We start from the raw sequence: 20,135 nt of genomic DNA, 5'->3' as shown, positions 1-20,135 counted from the left end.
ACCCGGCCTGAGCCCCTATGGCGGAATTGGTAGACGCGCTCGACTCAAAATCGAGTTCCGCAAGGAGTGCTGGTTCGATCCCGGCTAGGGGCACCATTCCTTTTTTCAGGATCCATGTTGCTTGCCCGCCCATGGCCTGGGGCAAGGTCGATAAGCCACGGAGAGGGTCGGTTGCATCGGACGCGGCCGAGATGATTCAGGGCACAGGCTGGCCCTACAGCGACAGCCTGTGCCTTCTCCGATCGGATCAGAGCGAGTGCTTGTAGCCGATCCCGATGTTCCATTTGTCGCCGGCGAGATCGTTGTAGGGCGCCGAGGTCGTATCGGTCTTCTTCCAGGAATAGCCGACGCTGGCATAGACCGCGTTGGCGGAGTCGATGTTGTAGGTCACGCCGGTGGCCAGTTTGGGCGTTTCCCAGGTGGTGCTGAAGGCGTTGCGGTAGCGGAAGTTGAAGACGTTCCAGGTCCATTGCTTGGACAGCTTCCAATCGCCCGCGAGATAGAGGGCATAGTAGGGAACATTCGCGTTGGCATCGGCATCCTTGATGATGCCAGTATCGTGCCAGGTGTAGCCGAGCCCCAGGCTGGGGGTCAGGGTGAAGGCATCCGTGATCTTGATTTTGTAGCCGAGGCTCGCTTCGGCATAGTACTGCGACTTTCCGCCGGTCTTGAAGGTTGGCTGGATGAAGATCCCGCCGACGAAATTATTGTCGAAATTGTGCGAGACGCTGAGCTTGAAGTAGGTGTCGGCGAGCGACCGGGCGGTGTTGCTGCCATTGTCGATGGCGTAGAATTCCGGGTCCCCCTCGATTGCAATCGTCCAGGTCGGCGCTGCCGGCGGCGGGGCTTCGACCAGGTCGGCGGCAAAGGCCGATGTGGCCATATGGACAAGCAGACGCCCAATGGGGCGATGATGGTGCGCAAAAGCATGGTCTTTCCTCGAGATGTGGCGGCGCATCGGGGATGGAGCGGCGCGTTGGGATGTGGCGAGTGTTTAGCTAGGCGCGCGCCATTACAGTTATGTGACGATGTGCCATTCGTGTGGGCGGCTTCGCCCAGACGGCCCTCGACTGGAAACCGGCGGTGCAGTTTGGTCACACCCGCGAGGCGGGGGTGGCAACAACTCTTCGACGAGAACGGTTTTCTTGCCTTGGACGAAGCAGGCGCACCAGACGGCTCTGTCGCGCGTCTGCGCGGTTGAGATGGCTATCGCATATTGCCGGTATGGCCCTGCGAATATCTGCCGGGCTGCGGCCAGACCGTCAGGCCATGAGGCTCGACGCCGACGCGGATTTTCGTCACAGCGCCCGAGGTGGTGTCGATCATGTAGACCTCGCTGTCGAAGCGGCCGGACAACCACAATTGCCTGCCGTCGGCGCTGACATTGCCCATGTCGGGGCTGCCACCACCGGGTATGGGCCATTGCGCGACCACCAAACGGGAAGCAAAGTCGATGACCGTCACGCTGCCCGGCCCCTTTGCGCGGCCTTGCTCCATCTTGTGCGAGCCGCGATTTGAAACGTAGAGTTTTGTCCCGTCGCGGCTCACGACAAAGCCGTGCGTTCCAATGCCGGTGGCGATGAAGCCGATCTCGGAAAAGCTGTCTCCGTCGATCAGGAACACGCCGTCGTTCATCATGTCGGCGACATAGAAGACCTTGCCGTCGGGCGAAAGCCGGATGTCCTGCGGCATGCCCATCTTCGACAGAGCCAGGTGGCCGAGCACCTTCTGGTTTTTCAGGTCCACCTTCAACAGTCCGCCATCGCCGTATTCGCAGGTGAATATGGCGTAGGCATTGTCGGCGGAGAAATCGGCATGGTTGATGCCGGGGCAGGTCGGCGTCGGTATCGTCGATTTCAGCGCCATGGTCTGCGGATCGCGCAGATCAAGCCGCTGAAAGGCCTCATCGACGACGACGGCCGAACTTCCATCCGGCATGAAGTACATGTTGTAGGGGTCATCGACCGGGATTTCGTGACCCGGCCTGGCGGTCTTGGGGTCGATCGGCGTCACGCTGCCCTTGCTGGTGCCGCTGGCGTTGTTGGCGACCCAGAGCGTGCTCAGATCCCAGGACGGAACGACGTGCTGCGGCTTGCGCCCGACAGGGAACCTGTCGACCTCCTTGAGCGTCGCGGGATCGATGACCGATACGCTGTTGGACGAGCGGTTCGGAACATAGACGCGCGGCAGCGCGCCTATCGTGGCCGGGCTCAAATGATCAGAGGTTGTCTGGTCGTAGATATTGACCGGAGAGCGGGCAGGCGGCGGCTCGCTGCAATCCTCCGGGCACGAGTCGGCCCAAGCCGATGCCGGCGACAGGGCAAGCAACAAAACGAGCAGGGCGCGAAAGCTCGTGAACCGTCGATATGGCTTGATCATTTGGGCTGCTGTCTTGTGAATTCGCGGATCGCCTCGGTCGTCCCGCTGACGATCAGATCGACGCCGAGTTGACCGAATTCGGCCGACGATCGTGTTGGATCGCCACCATAGACGCCGTCGCCGGCGCCGAGCTTAGGAGCTGCCGCGAGGCGATCCTTGCGCACCATGGAAGGGTCGATGGCGAGCATCAGCGATGTGTCGGCCAATCCGGCGTGGGTTCCGATCTCGGACTGCCTCGCGCCGGCCGACAGGAGCTTGTCGACATAGGGGCCCTGGGTGACCTGATAGTATTGCAGCGCCGCAAAGACCCGGACCGGGCCTTTGCTCCATTCGGCATTCAGACGATCGGCCACATGACGCTCGTCGACTTGATAGCCGCCATGGTCGCCGATCAGCACGATGGTCTTGAAGCCGTGCAGCTTGAAGCTGCGCGCCGCGGATTCGAGCAATTGTTCGAAAATCTTGTCGCTGATGGTAATCGTTCCGGGAAATCGCATATGTGCGCTCGGCGGGTCGATGGTCCCTTCCGGGACATAGGAGATCACCGGGGCGACCAAGGCGTTGCCGAGTTGACCGGCAATCTTCTCGGCCAGGAACTTGACCCGCATATTGTGCTTGCCCAAGGCCATGGCAGGACCGCTTTGCTCGGTGCCGCCTATCGGGACGATGATCGTCGTCGTCCCGGCACTGATCCGATCGCGAAGTTCGGTCCAGGTCTGGTCTTCGAGGAAGACCGACGCATTGGCCGCGTTGGCCGCCGAGGCAAGACCAGACAGAAACCAAAGGCCGACGACAATGCATGCGCGCGTGGCGAAGGTCTCGGCATGACACCGGCGGCTGCGAGGATTCGGGATCATGGGCTACCGCCGTCTCAGCAGGCTCTTCATGCGGTTGCGCAGCAGCCGGGCCATGTTGCGGGTCTCGCGGTAGAGATGCAGCTGCGAGGCGGCCTGGCGGGCGAGGCGGTCGGCGTCCGGCGTCAGCCCGATCACCAGCGTGCCGATCGGCTTGCGCTCGGCCCAGAGCCGGCTCATCACCGGATGATCCGGCACCGCGCAGGAATCGGTCATCATGATGTTGGGATCGTCGAGATGCTGCCGGGTGACCTCGATCATCAGCAGCGTGCCCGGCGAATAGGCGGCCAGCGTCTCGTCATAGGCCGTCTTCCAGGTATAGGCGACGCCGGCCTCGACGAAGACGATCAGGCAAGCGATGGAGCGGCCGTCGAGCGTCAGCGAATGGATGCGGCACATGTCCTGTTCGGCCAGCCGGTGCACCGCCTCGCGGGCAAAGGCGGCGCGGAAGCGGTCGATCGCCATGGCGGTGCGCTCGCGGCCCTTCCAGCCGGAGGCTTCCAGCGTCAGGAAGCCCTCGATGGCGTGGCGGATCTCCTCGGGGCCGCGCGCCACCACATGTTCCAGCCTGCCGAGGTCGGCAAGGCGCCGCTTCAGGCGGCGGAACTCGCGATAATGGTGCGGGCGCAGCGAAGCCTTCAGATAGTCATCGCCGTCGAGCTCGCTCTCCAGCACGGGGCGCGGGGTCTGGCCGGTCGTGATCAGCGTCAGGCCGCGCGTCTCGGCCACGGTGTCGAGCAGGCTCGCCACGGGACCATCCAGCCTGATGTCGGGCAGCACGAAGACTTTCGGCAGCTTGAGGTGTGGGCGCGACAGCATCGAGAAGAAATCCTCGACGACGCCGACCGGATCGTCGCGGTCGATCAGCGGCGTGCCGAGCGGACCGAACGGGCTCGACCAGGTGCGCATCACCGGCACGCCGAGCGGCACCACCGGGCGTTCCACCGAGATCGGCACCAGCAGGCGCAGCCGGTTGCGGTATTCGTCGCCGTCGCGGATCACCGCCAGGCGCACCTCGCGATCCTCCAGCCGGGGCATGGCCGGCGCCAGGAAGCGCGGGTTGAAGAAGACGTTCGGCTCGATCGTGCGGGCGCACAAATAATCCAGCTCCTCGACCAGGTCGAAGCCGGCGGACGCCGGGTAGATGGCAAGCTTGCGTTCCGGCCGGTTGTTGGCGGGGATTTCGATATGGGCGGGATCGGGATCGCGCGCCAGCCCGGCAAGGCCGGACACCATGGCGCCGGCGGTGCCGCCGCTGGTTTCCTCAAGCAACGGGATGGCGGCCATCAGGCGGCTCCTTTGGCAGGCACGAAGATGGCCATGACGATGCCAAGCTTGCGCCAGACCGTGAAAGACAGCGCGCTGGCCTCGAAGATCATGGCGAACGCGGTGGCCATGGCGGCGCCCCACAGGCCGAAATGCGGGATCAGCACCACGTTGAGGCCGATGTTGAAGGCCAGTGTCATGGCATAGACGGCGGCGCAGATGTTCTGGTTGCCGCTCATGGTGAGCAGGCTTTCGCAGGGACCGACGGCGGCGCGCGCCACGACGCCGAAGACGAGCAGGAACAGCAGCGGATAGCCCGACGTGAATTCGGGGCCGAACAGCACCAGCATGGGTTTGCCCAGCGCCAGCACCAGCAGCGCCATCAGCAGCGAAGGCCAGAAGGTCCAGGACACCGTCTCGCGTGCAAAGGCGGCAAGCTTCGCCGGCTCGCCATGGGTGAACTGCGCATAGCGCTGGGCGACACCGGCCTTGACGGCGAAATAGACGAAATGCACCAGCGCCAGCGTCTTGACCGTGGCGAAATAGACGGCGACGTCGTTGGGATCCATATAGGCGCCGACCATCAGCACGTCGGCATTGGTGAGCAGGAAGAAGAAGCTTTCGACCAGGAAGATCGGCAGCGAGACGATGAACCATTGCGCGAAATGCACCTTCATCGGTCCGGCCGGGATCTGCCGTTCCATGCGGTGCGTGACGCCGATCAACTGGGCGAGGGTGGTGACATAGGTGGCGGCGATCGAGGCGAAGATCGCCGTCCTGGCATCGGCGGCGTAGCCGGCGAAAAGCATCAGCGCCATGAACAGCAGGATCAGCACCGGCCGTATCAGATAGGTCGGCGACAGGGCGAAAAGCGCCCAGCTGTTCGCCCTGGCCTGGCCCTGCAACAGGTCCGACAGCGCGATCATCGGCAGGCAGATGACGCCGAGGATGAACGGGATCACGTAATAGTTTTCGATCCACGGCGCCGCCAGCCAAACACCGAGCGCGCCAAGCCCTGCGATGATGGTGGAGGCGATCAGCACGAACAGCCGGCTGGCCACGACGATGCCGCGCAGTTCATCCATCAGGCCGCGCTCGCGGTATTCGGGGATGAAGCGGATGACCGAGGTGTGGAAGCCTAGGCAGGCGAGGTTGCCGACGATGACCATCGTCACCCAGACCAGCACGAAGATGCCGTATTCGAACGAGCCCATCCAGCGCGCCATCAGCACCTGGCTGATGAAAGCGATGACGGCGCTGACGATGCGGATGGAGAAGGCGATGACCGACATGCGGCCGGCCTCGCCACGCTCATCGGCGGTGAACAGCACGGCGTCGATGCGGCCAAGCAACGGCCCGACACGCAGCGCCAAACGCTGCGGCAAGAACCGCCCGGCAGTCGTGGCCGCGGAAAAGCGCACCCCGATCTCTCTCCGTTTTCCGCCTCTTTTTCAGGCGTTGGTGTAGCGGAGACACATTAAGAAACGGTTGGGTGAGCTTCCTTCGCCCCGTTCACGGGGAGAAGGAAAGAGCGCGTCCTTAAGCAAAGGCCCCGTGGCAGTGCTTGTATTTCTTGCCGGAGCCGCAGGGGCAGGCTTCGTTGCGGCCGACCTTGCCCCAGGTCGCCTGATTGTTCGGGTCGCGGTCTTCGGGGGCGACGACGGCGCTCTGCTCCTGGCGCACCAGGAGGGCAGTCTCGCCGCCTTCGAAATCGTTCTCGCCGGTGGTGCCGTCAATATGCGTGCCGAACATGTCGGGCGCTTCCGGGGGCGGGGCTTCGGCGGCCTGGCGGACCAGTTCGACGCGCATCAGCTGCGCGGTGACGGCCTGGCGCAGATTGCCCAGCATCGCCTGGAACAGTTCGAAGGCCTCGCCCTTGTACTCCTGCAGCGGATCACGCTGCGCGTAGCCGCGGAAGCCGACGACCGAGCGCAGATGGTCGAGATTGACGATGTGCTCGCGCCACAGATGGTCGAGCGTCTGCAGCACCACGGAGCGCTCGACATAGTTCATTACTTCGGGGCCGAAGCGCTCGGCGCGCTCCTTGGCGGCGGCATCGGCGGCGGCAGTGATGCGCTCGCGGATGTCGTCCTCGGCGATGCCTTCTTCCTTGGCCCAGTCCTCGACCGGCAGGTCGAGATTGAGGAATTCGGCGACCTCGGCCTTAAGGCCGGCGACATCCCATTGCTCCGCATAGGCGTTTTCGGGGATGGCCTTGGCGACGATCTCGTCGATGACGCCCTCGCGCATCTCGGCAATGGTTTCCGACAGGCCTTCGCCGTCCATCAGCTCGATGCGTTGTTCGAACACCACCTTGCGCTGGTCGTTGGAGACGTCGTCATATTTCAACAGGTTCTTGCGGATGTCGAAGTTGCGCGCCTCGACCTTCTTCTGCGCCTTCTCCAGCGCCTTGTTGATCCAGGGATGGATGATCGCCTCGTCTTCCTTGAGGCCGAGCTTCTGCAGCATGCCGTCCATGCGCTCGGAGCCGAAGATGCGCATCAAATCGTCCTGCAGCGACAGGAAGAATTTCGAACGGCCGGGGTCGCCCTGGCGGCCGGAACGGCCGCGCAACTGGTTGTCGATGCGGCGCGATTCATGGCGCTCGGTGGCGAGAACGTAGAGGCCGCCGGCGGCCAGCGCCTTTTCCTTCAGGCGCTCGACGTCGGCGTTGATTTCCTTTTCGCGCGCCTCGCGCTCCGGGCCCTCAGGCATGTCGCCCAGTTCGTCGGCAATGCGCATTTCGGCATTGCCGCCGAGTTTGATGTCGGTGCCGCGGCCGGCCATGTTGGTGGCGATGGTGATGGCGCCGGGCTTGCCGGCCTGGGCGACGATCGCCGCCTCGCGCTCGTGGTGGCGGGCGTTCAGCACCTCGAAATCCTTGAAACCTTCCTTGCGCAGGCGGTCCGCCAGCTGCTCGGACTTCTCGATCGAGGTGGTGCCGACCAGCGTCGGCTGGCCCTTGGCGCTGGCTTCGCGGATCTCCTTGACGATCGCCTTGTACTTCTCCTCGACCGTCCGGTAGACCTCGTCGTCCTCGTCCTTGCGGATGACCGGCAGATTGGTCGGGATTTCGGTGACTTCGAGCCCGTAGATGTTGCCGAATTCCTCGGCCTCGGTCAGCGCCGTGCCGGTCATGCCGGACAGCTTCTTGTAGAGGCGGAAATAGTTCTGGAAGGTGACGGAGGCGAGCGTCTGGTTCTCCGGCTGGATCGCCACATGCTCCTTGGCTTCCAGCGCCTGGTGCAGGCCTTCCGAATAGCGGCGGCCGGGCATCATGCGGCCGGTGAACTCGTCGATGATGACGATCTCGCCGTTGCGCACGATGTAGTCCTTGTCGCGCTGGAACAGCCGGTGCGCCTTCAGCGCGTTGTTGACATGATGGACGATGGCGACGTTCTCGACGTCATAGAGCGACTCGCCCTTCAGCAGGCCGGCATCGCGCAGCAGGTTCTCCAGCTTCTCGGTGCCTTCCTCGGTGAAGATCGAGGTCTTCTGCTTCTCGTCGATTTCATAATCCTGCGGCTGCAGCTGGATGATGAAGGTGTCGATGGTGTTGTACATTTCCGAGCGGTCCTCGAGCGGACCGGAAATGATCAGCGGCGTGCGCGCCTCGTCGACCAGGATGGAATCGACTTCGTCGACGATCGCGTAATTGTGGCCGCGCTGCACCATCTGGGCGCGCTCGTACTTCATGTTGTCGCGCAGATAGTCGAAGCCGAGCTCGTTGTTGGTGGCGTAGGTGACGTCGGACGCGTAGGCGACGCGGCGCTCCTCGTCGGACAGGCCATGGACGATGACGCCGACCGAGAGGCCGAGGAATTTGTAGACGCGGCCCATCCATTCGGAGTCGCGGGTGGCGAGATAGTCGTTGACGGTGACGACATGGACGCCGTTGCCGGCGAGCGCGTTGAGGTAGACCGGCAGTGTCGCGACCAGGGTCTTGCCCTCGCCGGTGCGCATCTCGGCGATGCCGCCATTGTGCAGCACCATGCCGCCGATCAGCTGGACGTCGAAGGGGCGCATGCCGAGCACGCGGCGTGCCGCCTCGCGCGCGGTGGCGAAGGCCGGGACCAGAAGGTCGTCAAGGCTGGCGCCATTGGCGATGTCCTGGCGGAATTTTTGCGTACGCCCCGCGAGTTCGGCGTCGGAGAGCGCTCGCATCTCGTTTTCCATGGCGTTGATCGCCTCGACACGGGGCCGGGTCGATTTGACCCGACGGTCGTTGGAGGAACCGAAAACCTTACGGGCGAGACCGCCGAGACTGACCATCCAATGGTCCTTTCGATAGAATTCTCAATCTTGAGACGGGCGCCGGCCGGCCCCATCAAATCCGCGTGATCGCACCGCATGAATACGGGCAAACACAAAAAGCGCCCGGAAAACGGTTCTGGACGCAAAGTCGTTGGACAGATAAGAGGGGGCTCAACTGATGTCAACGCCGCGCTGGCCCTGCCGGTCGTGCCAAATTCCGCCACAATCTGGCTGATCTGGAAGCCACCCCTCCTTACAATCCTTCACCGGAGTCATCCTTATGCCCTTGTTGTTCCGCCGTGCGTCGCTCGCCAGCCTTGGCCTGGCCTTCGGCCTGTCGGCTCTTTGCCTGTCGCCCGTCATGGCGCAGGAGGCCGCTCCTGCTGCCCCGGCCGCACCCGCTGCGGCGCCGGTCGACCCGAATGCCGTTGTCGCAACGGTCAACGGCCAGCCCCTGACCGAAGCCGACCTAGTGCTTGCCGAAGGCGAGCTGTCGCAGCAATTCGCGCAGTTGCCGCCCGAACAGCGCCGCGCGGCTGCCCTTTCGGCCGCCATCGAGATCCGCGTCATGGCCGCCAAGGCCGTTACCGACGGCCTCGACAAGGATCCCGACTTCCAGCGCCGCATGGCCTTCCTGCAGCAGCGCGCGCTGCATGGCGAGATGGTCGAGAAAGGCGTCGTCGACAAGGTCACCGACGCCGAGATCCGCGCCCGCTACGACCAGGAAATCGCCAACACGCCGCCGGTCAACGAGGTGCATGCCCGTCACATCCTCGTGAAGACCAAGGAAGAGGCCGAGGCGATCATCAAGCAGCTCGACGGCGGCGGCGATTTCCAGAAGCTCGCCAACGAGCACACCAGCGATCCCTCGGGCAAGTCCAATGGCGGCGATCTCGGCTGGTTCGGGCCTGGCCAGATGGTGCCGGAGTTCGACAAGGCGGCGTTCGCGCTCGATGTCGGCAAATACACCAAGGAGCCGGTGCAGACGCAGTTCGGCTGGCATGTCATCAAGCTCGAGGACAAGCGCGCCAAGCAGCCGCCGGCCTTCGACGACGTCAAGGACCAGGCCAAGCAGGCGGTCATCCGCGACAAGTATTTCGCGCTGGTCAAGTCGCTGCGCGCCGGCGCCAAGGTCGAGATCCCCGACGCCAAGCTGAAGCAGGCCGTCGATACGATGGAAGCCGGCAAGTAAGCCTGGACGATTTCTTCAAAGGGGCGCGGCAGCCAAGGGTTGCCGCGCCCTTTTTTGTTGGCCGCCGCTATCTGCCTGATGCCGCTATGCCTTGCAGGAGATAGCGGATCATCTTGCGTATCGTCGCCTCGGGCTCGTCGAGCCGGTTGGTCAGGAGATGCCGCCAGGCGTAGGAAGCGATGAGATCGGCAACGACACCCGCATCGATATCGCTGGCGATCTCGCCCCGCGCCTTGGCGCGTTCGATGATCTGGCCGGTATGGGTGCGGCGCGCTCCGGCATAGCCGGCCAGGGCCGTCGCCGCGGTTTCATCCGACTGCGCCTCGGCGATCAGCGACTTGAAAACACTGCCCGACGATGTCTCGAGCCAGTGCGTGAATAGATTGATCAGGAAGCCGACGAGATCCTCCTCCAGGCTTCCCGTATCAGGAATGTCGACGCGCTTCTGGCGCTGGTAGACCTCGAGCAGCAGTGCCGCCTTGCTCGGCCACCAGCGATAGATGGTCGGCTTGCCGGCACGGGCGCGCCGCGCCACCGCCTCGATCGAGAAGCCGGCATAGCCGGCCTCGATCAGCACGGCTTCGGCGGCCTCCAGAATGGCTTCGGCGCTGTCGGGATTGCGCCTGGCACCAATCGATTTGCGTGCCGGATCGGCGATTTCGCCCATGAGCCGTTCCTCCTGAAGCGCTTGCGTGCCGGCCGAAACGACAACCCGCCGGCAACTATTGCCTCGCCCCGTATTTTTGCCAGCCGGATGCCTGCCATCCGGAGCAAAGCCTTCGTTTTCCTTGCAGCGTTCGTGCGGACGCCAAATGAAGCCATTTGGCCGCAAAATACGCTGATGCCAAGAGATGCTCATACATCATCGCTTGACGAAACGGAACGGTTCGTTCTATTCAACGAAACGTTTCGTTCCGATGGACATCGCCCATGACGACCATTATCGCATCCGGCACCGCACCCGCCGAGACGACAATTTCGAGTTGGATGACCTTCTTGCTGGCTGCCGCCTGCGGGCTGATTGTCGCCAATATCTACTACGCGCAGCCATTGATTGGCCCGATCGGCGCTGAACTTGGCCTGCCGCCGCATGCGGCGGGCCTGATCGTTACGATGGCGCAGATCGGCTACGGGGTGGGCCTGCTGTTCATTGTGCCGCTTGGCGACCTCGTCGAGAACCGCAAGCTCGTGCTTGGCATACTCGTCGTTGCGACGCTTGCCTTGCTGGGTGCGGCGATATCAACGCAGCCGGCGGCTTTTCTGGCCGCAATGCTGTTTGTCGGTCTTGGCTCGGTCGCTGTGCAGACCCTTATCCCCTATGCGGCGCACCTGGCGCCGGAAGCTAGGCGTGGCCGCGTGGTCGGCAATGTCTCAGTGGGATTGTTGCTGGGTATAATGCTGTCACGGCCGTTTTCCTCCTTCATCACCGCGCTGTCGTCCTGGCATGTGGTTTACTTCACCTCTTGCATTGTCATGATCGTGCTGACCGTGGTTCTGCGGTTCGCGCTGCCAAGGCGCATGCCGACGGCGCGTCTGAGCTACGGCGCGCTTTTGGCGTCCATGGTGCATATAGCGCGCACGACGCCCGTGCTGCTGCGGCGGGCTCTCTACCAGGCATTCCTGTTCGCGGCCTTCAGCCTGTTCTGGACGACGACGCCGCTGCTGCTGGCTGGACCCGATTTTGGCTTGACGCAGCGCGGCATCGGCCTGTTCGCTTTGGCCGGCGTCGCCGGCGCAATCGCCGCGCCGCTCGCCGGAAGGGTCGCCGACCGCGGCTGGAGCCGCCCGGCGACAGCCTTTGCCATGCTGTGCGTCGCCGTTGCGTTTCTTGTAACCCATATCGCTCCCAGCGGCTCGACACTTTCGTTGGCGCTGCTGGTCGCCGCCGCCATCGTGCTCGACTTCGGCGTGCAGACCAACCTTGTGCTCGGCTATCGGGATCTGTTCGCGCTCGGCGCCGCGCATCGCAGCCGCCTGAACGGGCTCTACATGGCGACGTTCTTTATTGCCGGCGCAGTCGGCTCGGGCGTCGGCGGTTGGGCGTATGCCCAAGGCGGCTGGCCACTGGTGTCCTGGATCGGCCTGGCGCTGCCAGTTGCGGCACTGCTCTGTTTCGCCACCGAATTCATGTCGCGCCAAAGGGCGTGAATTCGCGCCCAGGTTAGCGCATCATTGCATCGCCTGCGAGGTTTCGGATTCGATGCGCCATCCCTCTTCGGCCTTGACCAGCCCGAGCGTAACGCGCGCCTTGCCGGTCAGCCGTGCCGCCGACTTGTCCTTCGGCACATAGTCGTAGTGCATGGCAAAGGTGGCCTCAGTGCGGTCCTCGCCATGCGGCGTGATCTCCAGGCTGCCTGGTTCCAGCCCGAGCGACCACGAAGTCCATTGCGCGAACCAGTCGGTCTTCACCTTGACGATGGCATCGGCGTCGTAGCGTGTGCCGAAAATGGTGGCCGACGCGCCGTAGATCCGCTTGACCGTTTCGGCCATCGTCCTGGTGTCCGGTGTCAGATAGTTCCGACGCAGGAATTGTTCGATCGAAGCCTTGTCGTCGCCCACGGAACGCTCCAGCGCCGCGACCTGTGGGGCCGGGGCCGGCGCCGGCTCCGCCGCCGGCTTCGGCTTCGGGGCCGGCCCTTCACCCGGGACGAATTCGAAGCGTTCGAGCAGCGAGCCCTGCTCCCAGGGGCGCTGGCCTTCGCGGGTTTGCGAAACGACGTCGCGGCGCACCGCGATCATCATGTCGTTGATGCTCTGGCCGGGCTCGCCAATGTGCCGCAAAAGGGCTGATGCAAAGGGCGAGTTGCGCCCGGTGCCGTCCATGGCGACCGCGCCCGGCGCCGTCGAGAAGGCAATGAAGGAGCCGCGCGTCGAATCGAACTGCGCCAAGCCGGCGAGCGCCGTCGCCGAGCGCGTGGTGGCGGTGCGGCTGAGGCTGCGGGCGAACGGGTTGTTACGGCAGGCATCGAGAAACACCAGACTGACCTTGGTCTGCTGTTCCATGATGTCGAGGACTTCGTCGATCGGCACGGCTTCGAGCTGCAGTTTCACCGGCATGTCGAGCCTGGCGTCGACCGGCACGATGTAGTTGCGCCCGTCGACCTGCAGGCCGTGGCCGGCATAGTAGAAAAGCCCGACGCCGGCGCCTTCGAGCGCATCGGAGAATTCGCCGATGCTGCGTTCGAGCTCGCGCTTGCCGAGGTCGTTGCCTTCGATGACCTCGAAACCGATGGAGCGCAGCTTGTCGGCGATGTCGAGGGCGTCGTTGACCGGATTGGCCAGCGTGCCGGCCTCGGCATAGGTGCCGTTGCCGATGACAAGCGCCACGCGACGCGCCGGCTCAGCGTCGGCGCTCAGCAGCAATAGTCCCAGAAATGCCCATGCGAGGATCGCAAGCCTGCCCATGGGCGCAATCATAGCGCCACAGGCCCCGGCGACGCCAACAGATTTGAAATGCAGGCTTAATCCAGCGTGGTCCGCCGCCCCGGCAGGCGCGGCGAAAACGCCCTTGCGCCCGCGCGCCGTATCGGGCAAACCGGCCTTCCCTTGCGATTTTCCCGCCCGAGGTCCCCATGTCCACGACGATTTCGCCGCTCGCGCCGAAGAAGTACCCCAAGATGCCTGTCATTGAAGGGGTGCGCATCGCCACCGCCGAAGCTGGGATAAAGTACAAGAACCGAACCGACCTGCTGGCCATGGTGTTCGATGCCGGCACCGCGGTCGCCGGCGTGTTCACCAGGTCGAAATGCCCCTCGGCGCCGGTCGATTTCTGCCGTCAGAACCTTGCCGCCGGCAAGGCGCGGGTGCTGGTCGTCAATTCCGGCAATGCCAACGCCTTCACCGGCAAGAAGGGCCGCGAATCCACCGCTCTGACCGGCGAGGCGGCGGCCAAGGCTGCCGGCTGCACGGCAGGCGAGGTCTTCCTGGCCTCGACCGGCGTCATCGGCGAGCCGCTCGACACGACCAAGTTCAGCCATCTGCTCGCCGGGCTGGTCAGCGATGGCAAGCCCGACCTGTGGACCGAGGCGGCGAAGGCCATCATGACCACGGACACCTATCCGAAAGTGGCGACGCAGACGGTCAAGCTTGGCGATACCGATGTCACCATCAACGGCATCTCCAAGGGCGCCGGCATGATCGCCCCCGACATGGCGACGATGCTGTCCTTCATCGCCACCGATGCGCCGATCGCGGCCCCCGTGCTGCAGGATCTGCTATCGCGCGGCACGGCCAAGACCTTCAACGCGGTGACCGTCGACAGCGACACCTCGACCAGCGACACGCTGCTGATCTTCGCCACCGGCAAGGCCGCCAAGCGCGGCGCGCCCGAGATCACCGACCCCAGAGATGCCCGGCTCGGCCAGTTCCGCCGGGCGCTCGGCAAGGTGCTGAAGTCGCTGGCGCTGCAGGTGGTGCGCGACGGCGAGGGCGCCCGCAAGCAGGTCGAAGTCACCGTCACCGGCGCGAAATCGGCCCGCTCGGCCAAGCGCATCGCGCTGTCGATCGCCAATTCGCCGCTGGTCAAGACGGCGGTCGCCGGCGAGGACGCCAATTGGGGCCGTGTGGTCATGGCCGTCGGGAAGGCCGGCGAACCCGCCGACCGCGACCGGCTGTCGATCTGGTTCGGCGACAACCGGCTGGCGCATGAAGGCGAGCGCGATCCGGCCTATTCGGAAGAAAAGACCTCGGCCTACATGAAGCGTGACGATATCCGCATCCGCGCCGATATCGGCATCGGCCGCGGCAAGGCGACGGTGTGGACCTGCGACCTCACCAAGGAATATGTCACCATCAACGGCGATTATCGGAGCTGACGGTTTTGGCTTCCAGGCATCCGGCAAGCATGCTTGCGATCGTGCGCCGCTACGAGGCGGCCGGCTTTCGCGCCTGGCCGGCGGCCGCCGTCCACTATGACGGCACCTGGGTGGTGCGGCTCACCGCCGGCCATCCGGCCAAGCGGCTGAATTCGGTCAACCCGCTCGATCCCGGCGACATCCAGCACATAGCCGACCGCATCGGCCGCGCCAGCCGCCGTTTCGACGCCTATGGAAGGCCGCTGACGTTCCGCATGTCGCCGCTGTCGGGTCCCGATCTTGCCGGCCATCTCGACAAGGAGGGCTGGAGTCGATTCGACGAATCGCTGGTCATGCGGCTGCCGCTGGCCGACGCCCAGCTCGATGCCGCCATGGACCAGATTCCGCTCAAGGACATCAGCCGCTTCATCGGCGCGTCGCTCAAGGTCAGCGGATCGGATGTTTCGCTGCGGCCCGGCCTGTCGGAGATCATCGGCGCCATCCAGCCAGAGGCCGGGCTGTTCGCACTGGAAGATGGGGCAGAGGCGCTGGCGACCCTGATTTGCGTGCATGACGGCGATCTCGCCGGCCTGTTCGAAGTCGCCACCGACAAGGCGGCGCGCAACAAGGGCCATGGCCGCAACCTGATCCGGTCGGCGCTGAAATGGGCGCGGCTGCGCGGCGCGCGGGAGGCCTGGCTGCAGGTCGAGGCCGGCAATGTGCCGGCGCTGGCGCTCTATCGGTCGCTCGGCTTCGAGGAAGTCTATCGCTACCATTATCGCCGGCCGCCCGGGCATGAGTGACGTCGGGCATGAATGATCCGGCCAATACCGGCAAGCGCCTGCTCCTGGTCGCGGCCTGCGCGCTGGTCGATACCGACGGCCGCGTGCTGCTTGCGCAGCGGCCCGAGGGCAAGCAGCTTGCGGGCCTGTGGGAATTTCCCGGCGGCAAGGTCGAGCACGGCGAGACGCCGGAACAATGCATCATCCGTGAATTGCATGAGGAGATCGGCATCGAGACCGAAATCCCGTGCCTGGCGCCGCTTACCTTCGCCAGCCATTCCTATGACGACTTCCATCTGTTGATGCCGCTGTTCGTCTGCCGCCGCTTCCGTGGCATCGCCCAGCCCCGGGAAGGGCAGGCGCTGAAATGGGTGCGGCCAAAGCAGATGCGTGACTATCCGATGCCGCCGGCCGACGCGCCGCTGATTCCGTTCCTGATCGATCTGCTCTGAGGATTTGTTTTGACGCAATTCCCAAGGGAAAGCGCTCCGCGCCCCGGGAAAGCCGCTTCACATTTTTCCTGGAATTGCTCTGAGGAGCGGCCACGGCCCATATCAGCCAGCGTTAATAGAAGATTTATCTCATCATGAAAAATTGATGCATGGCCGTGTCGTCGCGGCTGCGTCGCGGATTGGCTGGGGAGCGATAGGATGAGCCTGGACAGGGATTGGGATTCGATCCGGCCCGACCGCGGCTTTCGTGCCGCAGATGCGGGCATGGGCATCCTGCGCGTGACACTGCTGTTCGGCTCGGCCGCGGTGGCGCTGGCGCTGATCGCGACCCCTTTCCTCGACAGCCAGACGCGCTCGCAATCGGCGCGCGATGATTTTCCCGGTGGTCTCGACATGACGGCCACCGGCTCGATCAACCATCGAACCACCTATACGGTGCGCCGCAGCGTGCTGCAGGCGCAGCCCGGTTCGGTCTGCATCATCGGCTCCGATGGCAGAACCAGCGGCGACTGCTGACATGGTTGGAATTTGCAAGATGGTGGCGGTTTCACCGCCTGTTAAGGCTTTGCCGTTAACCTTTCTTAACAGGTCGGCGGTAAGGTCCTTGGCGAGGGGATCGAGGTGATGAAACCAGTGCTGCTGCATTTTCTGAAAGACGAAACCGGCGCCACGGCGGTCGAATATGGCTTGATCATAGCTGTGTTGTCGCTGACCATCGTCGCCGGCATCAGTCAGGTGTTCAACTCCATCACCTGGCTGTTCAGCAACAATAGCAGCCGGCTTGCGAACGCGTTCGCACCCTGATCGGGCTGTCCGCGGCTGACCCGATCATTGCCCGTCGGGAGCCTCCAGTATCGTCTTCAGCGAGACTTTGGCTGAACCCGGCTTCAGCGGTTTCTGCTGCGATGCATCGGGCGCCCAGCCGGACATCCAGACCATCGAGAAACTTGCCCGGATCCGGCCGTCGGCGTCGGAAAACCGCTCGGCATAGATTTCCGCGGCACGCGAAAACAGTCTGCGTGTGCCCGGCCGCCGGCCGCGATCGGTGAGGGCGCTGGTTTCGCCCATGGCGCGCAGATCGGCCATCAAGGCAAACAAATCGGCATAGCGCACCGTCACGGTCTCGACATCGGCGACCGGCAGGGCAAGACCGGCGCGCTGCAGCAGCGCACCGGCGTCGCGCACGTCGGTGAAGGGGATGACGCGCGGGCTGGCGCCGCCGTAAAGCTCGGTCTCGGCCGCAAGCAGGCTCTCACGCAGCTCGCCGAGCGTGCCGGCGCCGGCGAAGGCACCGAGAAAGAGCCCGTCCGGCCGAAGCGCGCGGCGGATCTGGATCAGCATGCCGGGAATGTCGTTCATCGCCTGCAGCGACAGAAGCGACACCGCCAGATCGAGGCTTGCCGGTTCGAAGGGCACGGTTTCCAGTGGTGCGACCATGCCGGCGGCACCCGTCAGGAAAACCGTGTCCGTCTCGACGCGGACGATATCCGCCACCTTGCCGCTCGCGGCGAGCACATCGGCTGCGGCCGACGTCTGGCAGAACAGCACCGCCGCCTTGCCGAACCGGCGCTCGACGGCGCCCAGCCGGTCGGCAAGGTCCTCGGCGGCGCGGTTCATCAGGAAATCGGCACCGTCGACCGGATGGCTTAGCGCGCGCCGCTTGTGCGCCAGCCACAAAGAGGTATCCATAATAGGCTGCAACGGGTGGATCCTTGTTTGTCCACGCCCTGATATACTTGGTACACTCGGTGCGGAGAACCAACCACGTGGCCGATCCGACGCCAGAGATCAAGTCCATCGGGATCAGGAACCTCGCCCGATCGGCCTTCGGCTGGCCGGCGCGCATCCTGTTTCCGCCGGTCTGTGCCGGCTGCCGCCGGCATGTCTCGCAGCCGGGCGTGCTGTGCGGCGCCTGCTGGCCGAAGCTGCGGCTCTTGGAACGGCCCTGGTGCCCGGTTATGGGCACGCCGTTCACCCACCATATGGGCGAGGGTTTTCTGTCGGCCGAGGCGATCGCCGATCCGCCGCCCTTCGAGCGGGCGCGGGCAGCCGTCGCCTATTCCGGCGTCGCCCGCCAGATGGTGCAAGGGCTGAAATACCAGGATCGCACCGATCTGGCACCTTGGATGGCGCGCTGGATGGTGCGCGCCGGCGCCGATCTCATCGCGGAAGCCGATGTGGTGGTGCCGGTGCCGCTGCACTGGCGGCGTTTCTTCCGGCGGCGCTTCAACCAGTCGGCGGAACTGGCGCGCGCGGTCTGCGAGCTCAGCGGCCTGTCTTTTGCGCCTTCCGCCATGCAGCGGGTGAAACTCACTCGCCAGCAGGTCGGGCTCGAGCGGCAGGAGCGCGAGGAGAATGTGCGGGCCGCTTTCCGCGTGCCGGCCGAGGCAGAGATCCAGATCGCCGGCCGCAGGGTGCTTCTGATCGATGACGTCTACACCACGGGCGCCACCGTGCGCGCGGCCACCAAGGCGCTGAAAAGGGGCGGTGCCGCCACCGTTGACGTGCTGACCTTCGCGCGCGTGTTGCCGGGGGACTTCCGGGCGGACGAGTCCGTGACTATATAAGTCGGCAACGAAAGCGGAATGCATCATGGTCGATGTCACGATCTATACGCGTATGATGTGCGGCTACTGCACGGCGGCCAAGCGGCTGCTGGAGCGCAAGGGCGTCGCCTATACCGAGCATGACGCTTCGTTTTCGCCGGAATTGCGCCAGGAGATGATCTCGCGCGCGCACGGCCGCACGACCTTTCCGCAGATTTTCATCGGCAACACGCATGTCGGCGGCTGCGACGAGCTCCACGAGCTGGAGGCCGAAGGCCGGCTGGACAGGCTGCTCGCCAACGGCGCGACGATTTGAGGGTATGATGATGGGTGTTTTCAAGGCTGCGGCGGTCCAGATGCGTTCCGGCGAAAGCCCCGAGCGCAATGCGGTCGATCTCGAACGGCTGGTGCGTGAAGCGGCCGGGCAGGGCGCGACCTATATCCAGACGCCGGAAATGACCGGGGCGCTGATCCGCGACAAGCAGGCGCGTGCCGCCTCCTTCACCTCCGAGGACAAGGACATCATCGTTGCGACCGCACGTGGATTGGCGCGCGAACTCGGCGTCTTCCTGCATATCGGCTCCACCGCCATCCTGCGCGCCGACGGCAAGCTCGCCAACCGGGCGCTGTTGTTTGGTCCGGACGGCGCGACGCTCGCCACCTATGACAAGATCCACATGTTCGACGTCGATCTCGACAATGGCGAAAGCTGGCGCGAATCCGCCGCCTACGAACCCGGCACCGAAGCCGTAGTGACCGAGGTTGCGGGCGCCAAGCTTGGTTTTGCGGTCTGCTACGACCTGCGTTTCCCGCAGCTGTTCCGGACCGAGGCGCTGGCCGGCGCCGATGTTTTGACCGTGCCCGCCGCCTTCACCCGACAGACCGGCGAGGCGCACTGGCATGTACTGCTCAGGGCCCGTGCCATCGAGAACGGCGCCTTTGTCGTCGCCGCCGCACAAGGCGGCCTGCATGAGGACGGCCGCGAAACCTATGGCCATTCGCTGATCGTCGACCCGTGGGGCCGCATCATCGCCGAAGCCGCGCATGACGAGCCTGCGGTGATCGTCGCCGAGATCGACCCGGCGCAGTCGCTTGCGGCGCGCAAGAAGATCCCCAATTTGAAGAATGCGCGGGATTTCACCATCAATGCCGGCGCGGTGGACGCGCCGCGTCTCAGGGGTGCTGCCTCTTGATCCGCTTTTCCCTGATCTGCGAAAACGAGCACGAGTTCGAGGGCTGGTTCCGCAGCAATGACGATTTCGACACCCAGAAGAAGCGCGGCTTTGTCGATTGCCCGAGCTGCGGCTCGCACAAGGTAGAGAAGGCCCTGATGGCGCCCGCCGTTTCCACGGCCCGCAAGCAGGAGACCATAGCGCTCGCCATGGGCGAGGCGCAGAAGCAGGCCCTGGCGCAACTCAAGGCGATGGCCGAGAAGGTGCGCGAGAATGCCGACTATGTCGGCGACAAGTTCGCCGAGGAAGCGCGAAAAATCCATTTCGGCGAGACCGACCCGCGCGGCATCTATGGCGAGGCGACGTTGGAAGAGGCCAAGGGGCTGGCCGAGGATGGCGTCGATTTCATGCCGATCCCGGTGTTTCCCGACGACCGCAACTGAAC

At 64.4% G+C, this 20,135-nt stretch carries 20 protein-coding genes and 1 tRNA gene; 12 read left to right on the top strand and 9 right to left on the bottom strand.

The window, feature by feature from the left end; translation table 11 throughout:
- The first annotated feature begins 11 nt into the window (after positions 1-11).
- Positions 12-96: transfer RNA gene (locus D3242_RS18025), tRNA-Leu, on the top strand.
- A 151-nt stretch (positions 97-247) separates the two neighbouring features.
- Here D3242_RS18025 and D3242_RS18020 read toward each other — a convergent pair.
- The 6 genes from D3242_RS18020 to secA all read right to left on the bottom strand — a co-directional run bounded on the left by D3242_RS18020 (position 248) and on the right by secA (position 8,771).
- A complete protein-coding gene (locus D3242_RS18020) occupies positions 248-883 on the bottom strand; it encodes a TonB-dependent receptor (protein WP_064980997.1) in 636 nt (211 codons plus the stop codon).
- Between the two features lie 323 nt (positions 884-1,206).
- Positions 1,207-2,214 (bottom strand): YncE family protein, encoded by a 1,008-nt coding sequence (locus D3242_RS18015; RefSeq protein ID WP_245435301.1) that lies wholly within the window; start codon positions 2,212-2,214, stop codon positions 1,207-1,209.
- Positions 2,215-2,375: 161 nt separating this feature from the next.
- The gene (locus D3242_RS18010) at positions 2,376-3,236 is read right to left on the bottom strand and encodes a creatininase family protein (RefSeq protein ID WP_019861373.1); all 861 of its coding nucleotides are present in this window, start codon (positions 3,234-3,236) and stop codon (positions 2,376-2,378) included.
- A 3-nt stretch (positions 3,237-3,239) separates the two neighbouring features.
- The gene (locus D3242_RS18005) at positions 3,240-4,520 is read right to left on the bottom strand and encodes a GNAT family N-acetyltransferase (RefSeq protein ID WP_064980995.1); all 1,281 of its coding nucleotides are present in this window, start codon (positions 4,518-4,520) and stop codon (positions 3,240-3,242) included.
- On the bottom strand, positions 4,520-5,920 hold the full coding sequence (locus D3242_RS18000; RefSeq protein ID WP_064980993.1) for an oligosaccharide flippase family protein: 1,401 nt from the start codon (positions 5,918-5,920) through the stop codon (positions 4,520-4,522). The genes D3242_RS18005 and D3242_RS18000 overlap by 1 nt, the downstream gene beginning before the upstream one ends.
- A gap of 118 nt (positions 5,921-6,038) precedes the next feature.
- Positions 6,039-8,771, bottom strand: a complete 2,733-nt coding sequence (secA, locus tag D3242_RS17995) for a preprotein translocase subunit SecA (RefSeq protein WP_019861369.1) — start codon at positions 8,769-8,771, stop codon at positions 6,039-6,041.
- 262 nt (positions 8,772-9,033) lie between these two features.
- On the opposite strand from secA, the gene D3242_RS17990 reads away from it, so the two are divergent.
- Complete coding sequence (locus tag D3242_RS17990) at positions 9,034-9,945, top strand: peptidylprolyl isomerase (protein WP_019861368.1); 912 nt, start codon at positions 9,034-9,036, stop codon at positions 9,943-9,945.
- Between the two features lie 67 nt (positions 9,946-10,012).
- Here D3242_RS17990 and D3242_RS17985 read toward each other — a convergent pair whose 3' ends face one another.
- Positions 10,013-10,612, bottom strand: coding sequence for a TetR/AcrR family transcriptional regulator (locus tag D3242_RS17985; protein ID WP_064981689.1), 600 nt, complete (start codon positions 10,610-10,612; stop codon positions 10,013-10,015).
- A gap of 263 nt (positions 10,613-10,875) precedes the next feature.
- Here D3242_RS17985 and D3242_RS17980 point away from each other — a divergent pair, with 263 nt between their 5' ends.
- Entirely contained in the window at positions 10,876-12,093 is a 1,218-nt protein-coding gene (locus tag D3242_RS17980) for an MFS transporter (RefSeq protein ID WP_064980992.1), read from the top strand.
- Between the two features lie 21 nt (positions 12,094-12,114).
- Here D3242_RS17980 and D3242_RS17975 read toward each other — a convergent pair whose 3' ends face one another.
- Positions 12,115-13,350, bottom strand: coding sequence for a caspase family protein (locus D3242_RS17975; RefSeq protein WP_064981687.1), 1,236 nt, complete (start codon positions 13,348-13,350; stop codon positions 12,115-12,117).
- A 167-nt stretch (positions 13,351-13,517) separates the two neighbouring features.
- On the opposite strand from D3242_RS17975, the gene argJ reads away from it, so the two are divergent.
- The 5 genes from argJ to D3242_RS17950 all read left to right on the top strand — a co-directional run bounded on the left by argJ (position 13,518) and on the right by D3242_RS17950 (position 16,776).
- Positions 13,518-14,759: a bifunctional glutamate N-acetyltransferase/amino-acid acetyltransferase ArgJ gene (gene argJ / locus D3242_RS17970; protein WP_019861364.1), complete on the top strand. Its 1,242-nt coding sequence runs from the start codon at positions 13,518-13,520 to the stop codon at positions 14,757-14,759.
- Between the two features lie 29 nt (positions 14,760-14,788).
- Positions 14,789-15,541 (top strand): GNAT family N-acetyltransferase, encoded by a 753-nt coding sequence (locus D3242_RS17965; protein WP_019861363.1) that lies wholly within the window; start codon positions 14,789-14,791, stop codon positions 15,539-15,541.
- Between the two features lie 8 nt (positions 15,542-15,549).
- On the top strand, positions 15,550-15,972 hold the full coding sequence (locus D3242_RS17960; RefSeq protein WP_064980990.1) for a (deoxy)nucleoside triphosphate pyrophosphohydrolase: 423 nt from the start codon (positions 15,550-15,552) through the stop codon (positions 15,970-15,972).
- Between the two features lie 198 nt (positions 15,973-16,170).
- The gene (locus tag D3242_RS17955; RefSeq protein WP_064980988.1) at positions 16,171-16,488 is read left to right on the top strand and encodes a hypothetical protein; all 318 of its coding nucleotides are present in this window, start codon (positions 16,171-16,173) and stop codon (positions 16,486-16,488) included.
- A gap of 108 nt (positions 16,489-16,596) precedes the next feature.
- Positions 16,597-16,776, top strand: coding sequence for a Flp family type IVb pilin (locus D3242_RS17950; RefSeq protein WP_019861361.1), 180 nt, complete (start codon positions 16,597-16,599; stop codon positions 16,774-16,776).
- A 24-nt stretch (positions 16,777-16,800) separates the two neighbouring features.
- On the opposite strand, the gene D3242_RS17945 is transcribed toward D3242_RS17950, so the two are convergent.
- Positions 16,801-17,673 carry a methyltransferase domain-containing protein gene (locus D3242_RS17945; protein ID WP_027047423.1) on the bottom strand — a complete coding sequence of 291 codons (873 nt, stop codon included), beginning with the start codon at positions 17,671-17,673 and terminating at the stop codon, positions 16,801-16,803.
- 65 nt (positions 17,674-17,738) lie between these two features.
- Here D3242_RS17945 and D3242_RS17940 point away from each other — a divergent pair, with 65 nt between their 5' ends.
- Genes D3242_RS17940 through D3242_RS17925 form a run of 4 tightly spaced genes read left to right on the top strand, consistent with a single transcriptional unit; the run spans position 17,739 to position 20,133 of the window.
- Positions 17,739-18,539, top strand: a complete 801-nt coding sequence (locus D3242_RS17940; RefSeq protein ID WP_064980986.1) for a ComF family protein — start codon at positions 17,739-17,741, stop codon at positions 18,537-18,539.
- Positions 18,540-18,564: 25 nt separating this feature from the next.
- The gene (gene grxC, locus D3242_RS17935) at positions 18,565-18,834 is read left to right on the top strand and encodes a glutaredoxin 3 (protein WP_064980984.1); all 270 of its coding nucleotides are present in this window, start codon (positions 18,565-18,567) and stop codon (positions 18,832-18,834) included.
- Positions 18,835-18,844: 10 nt separating this feature from the next.
- On the top strand, positions 18,845-19,711 hold the full coding sequence (locus D3242_RS17930) for a carbon-nitrogen hydrolase family protein (protein WP_081295916.1): 867 nt from the start codon (positions 18,845-18,847) through the stop codon (positions 19,709-19,711).
- Entirely contained in the window at positions 19,708-20,133 is a 426-nt protein-coding gene (locus D3242_RS17925; protein ID WP_032931815.1) for a DUF1178 family protein, read from the top strand. Before D3242_RS17930 ends, D3242_RS17925 begins: the two co-directional genes overlap by 4 nt.
- The last annotated feature ends 2 nt before the right edge of the window (positions 20,134-20,135 follow it).

Source organism: Mesorhizobium jarvisii (assembly GCF_003601985.1).
Taxonomy (GTDB): Bacteria; Pseudomonadota; Alphaproteobacteria; order Rhizobiales; family Rhizobiaceae; genus Mesorhizobium; species Mesorhizobium jarvisii.
Note: the sequence above shows the minus strand (reverse complement) of the source record. Positions and strands in the feature narration are given on the sequence as shown.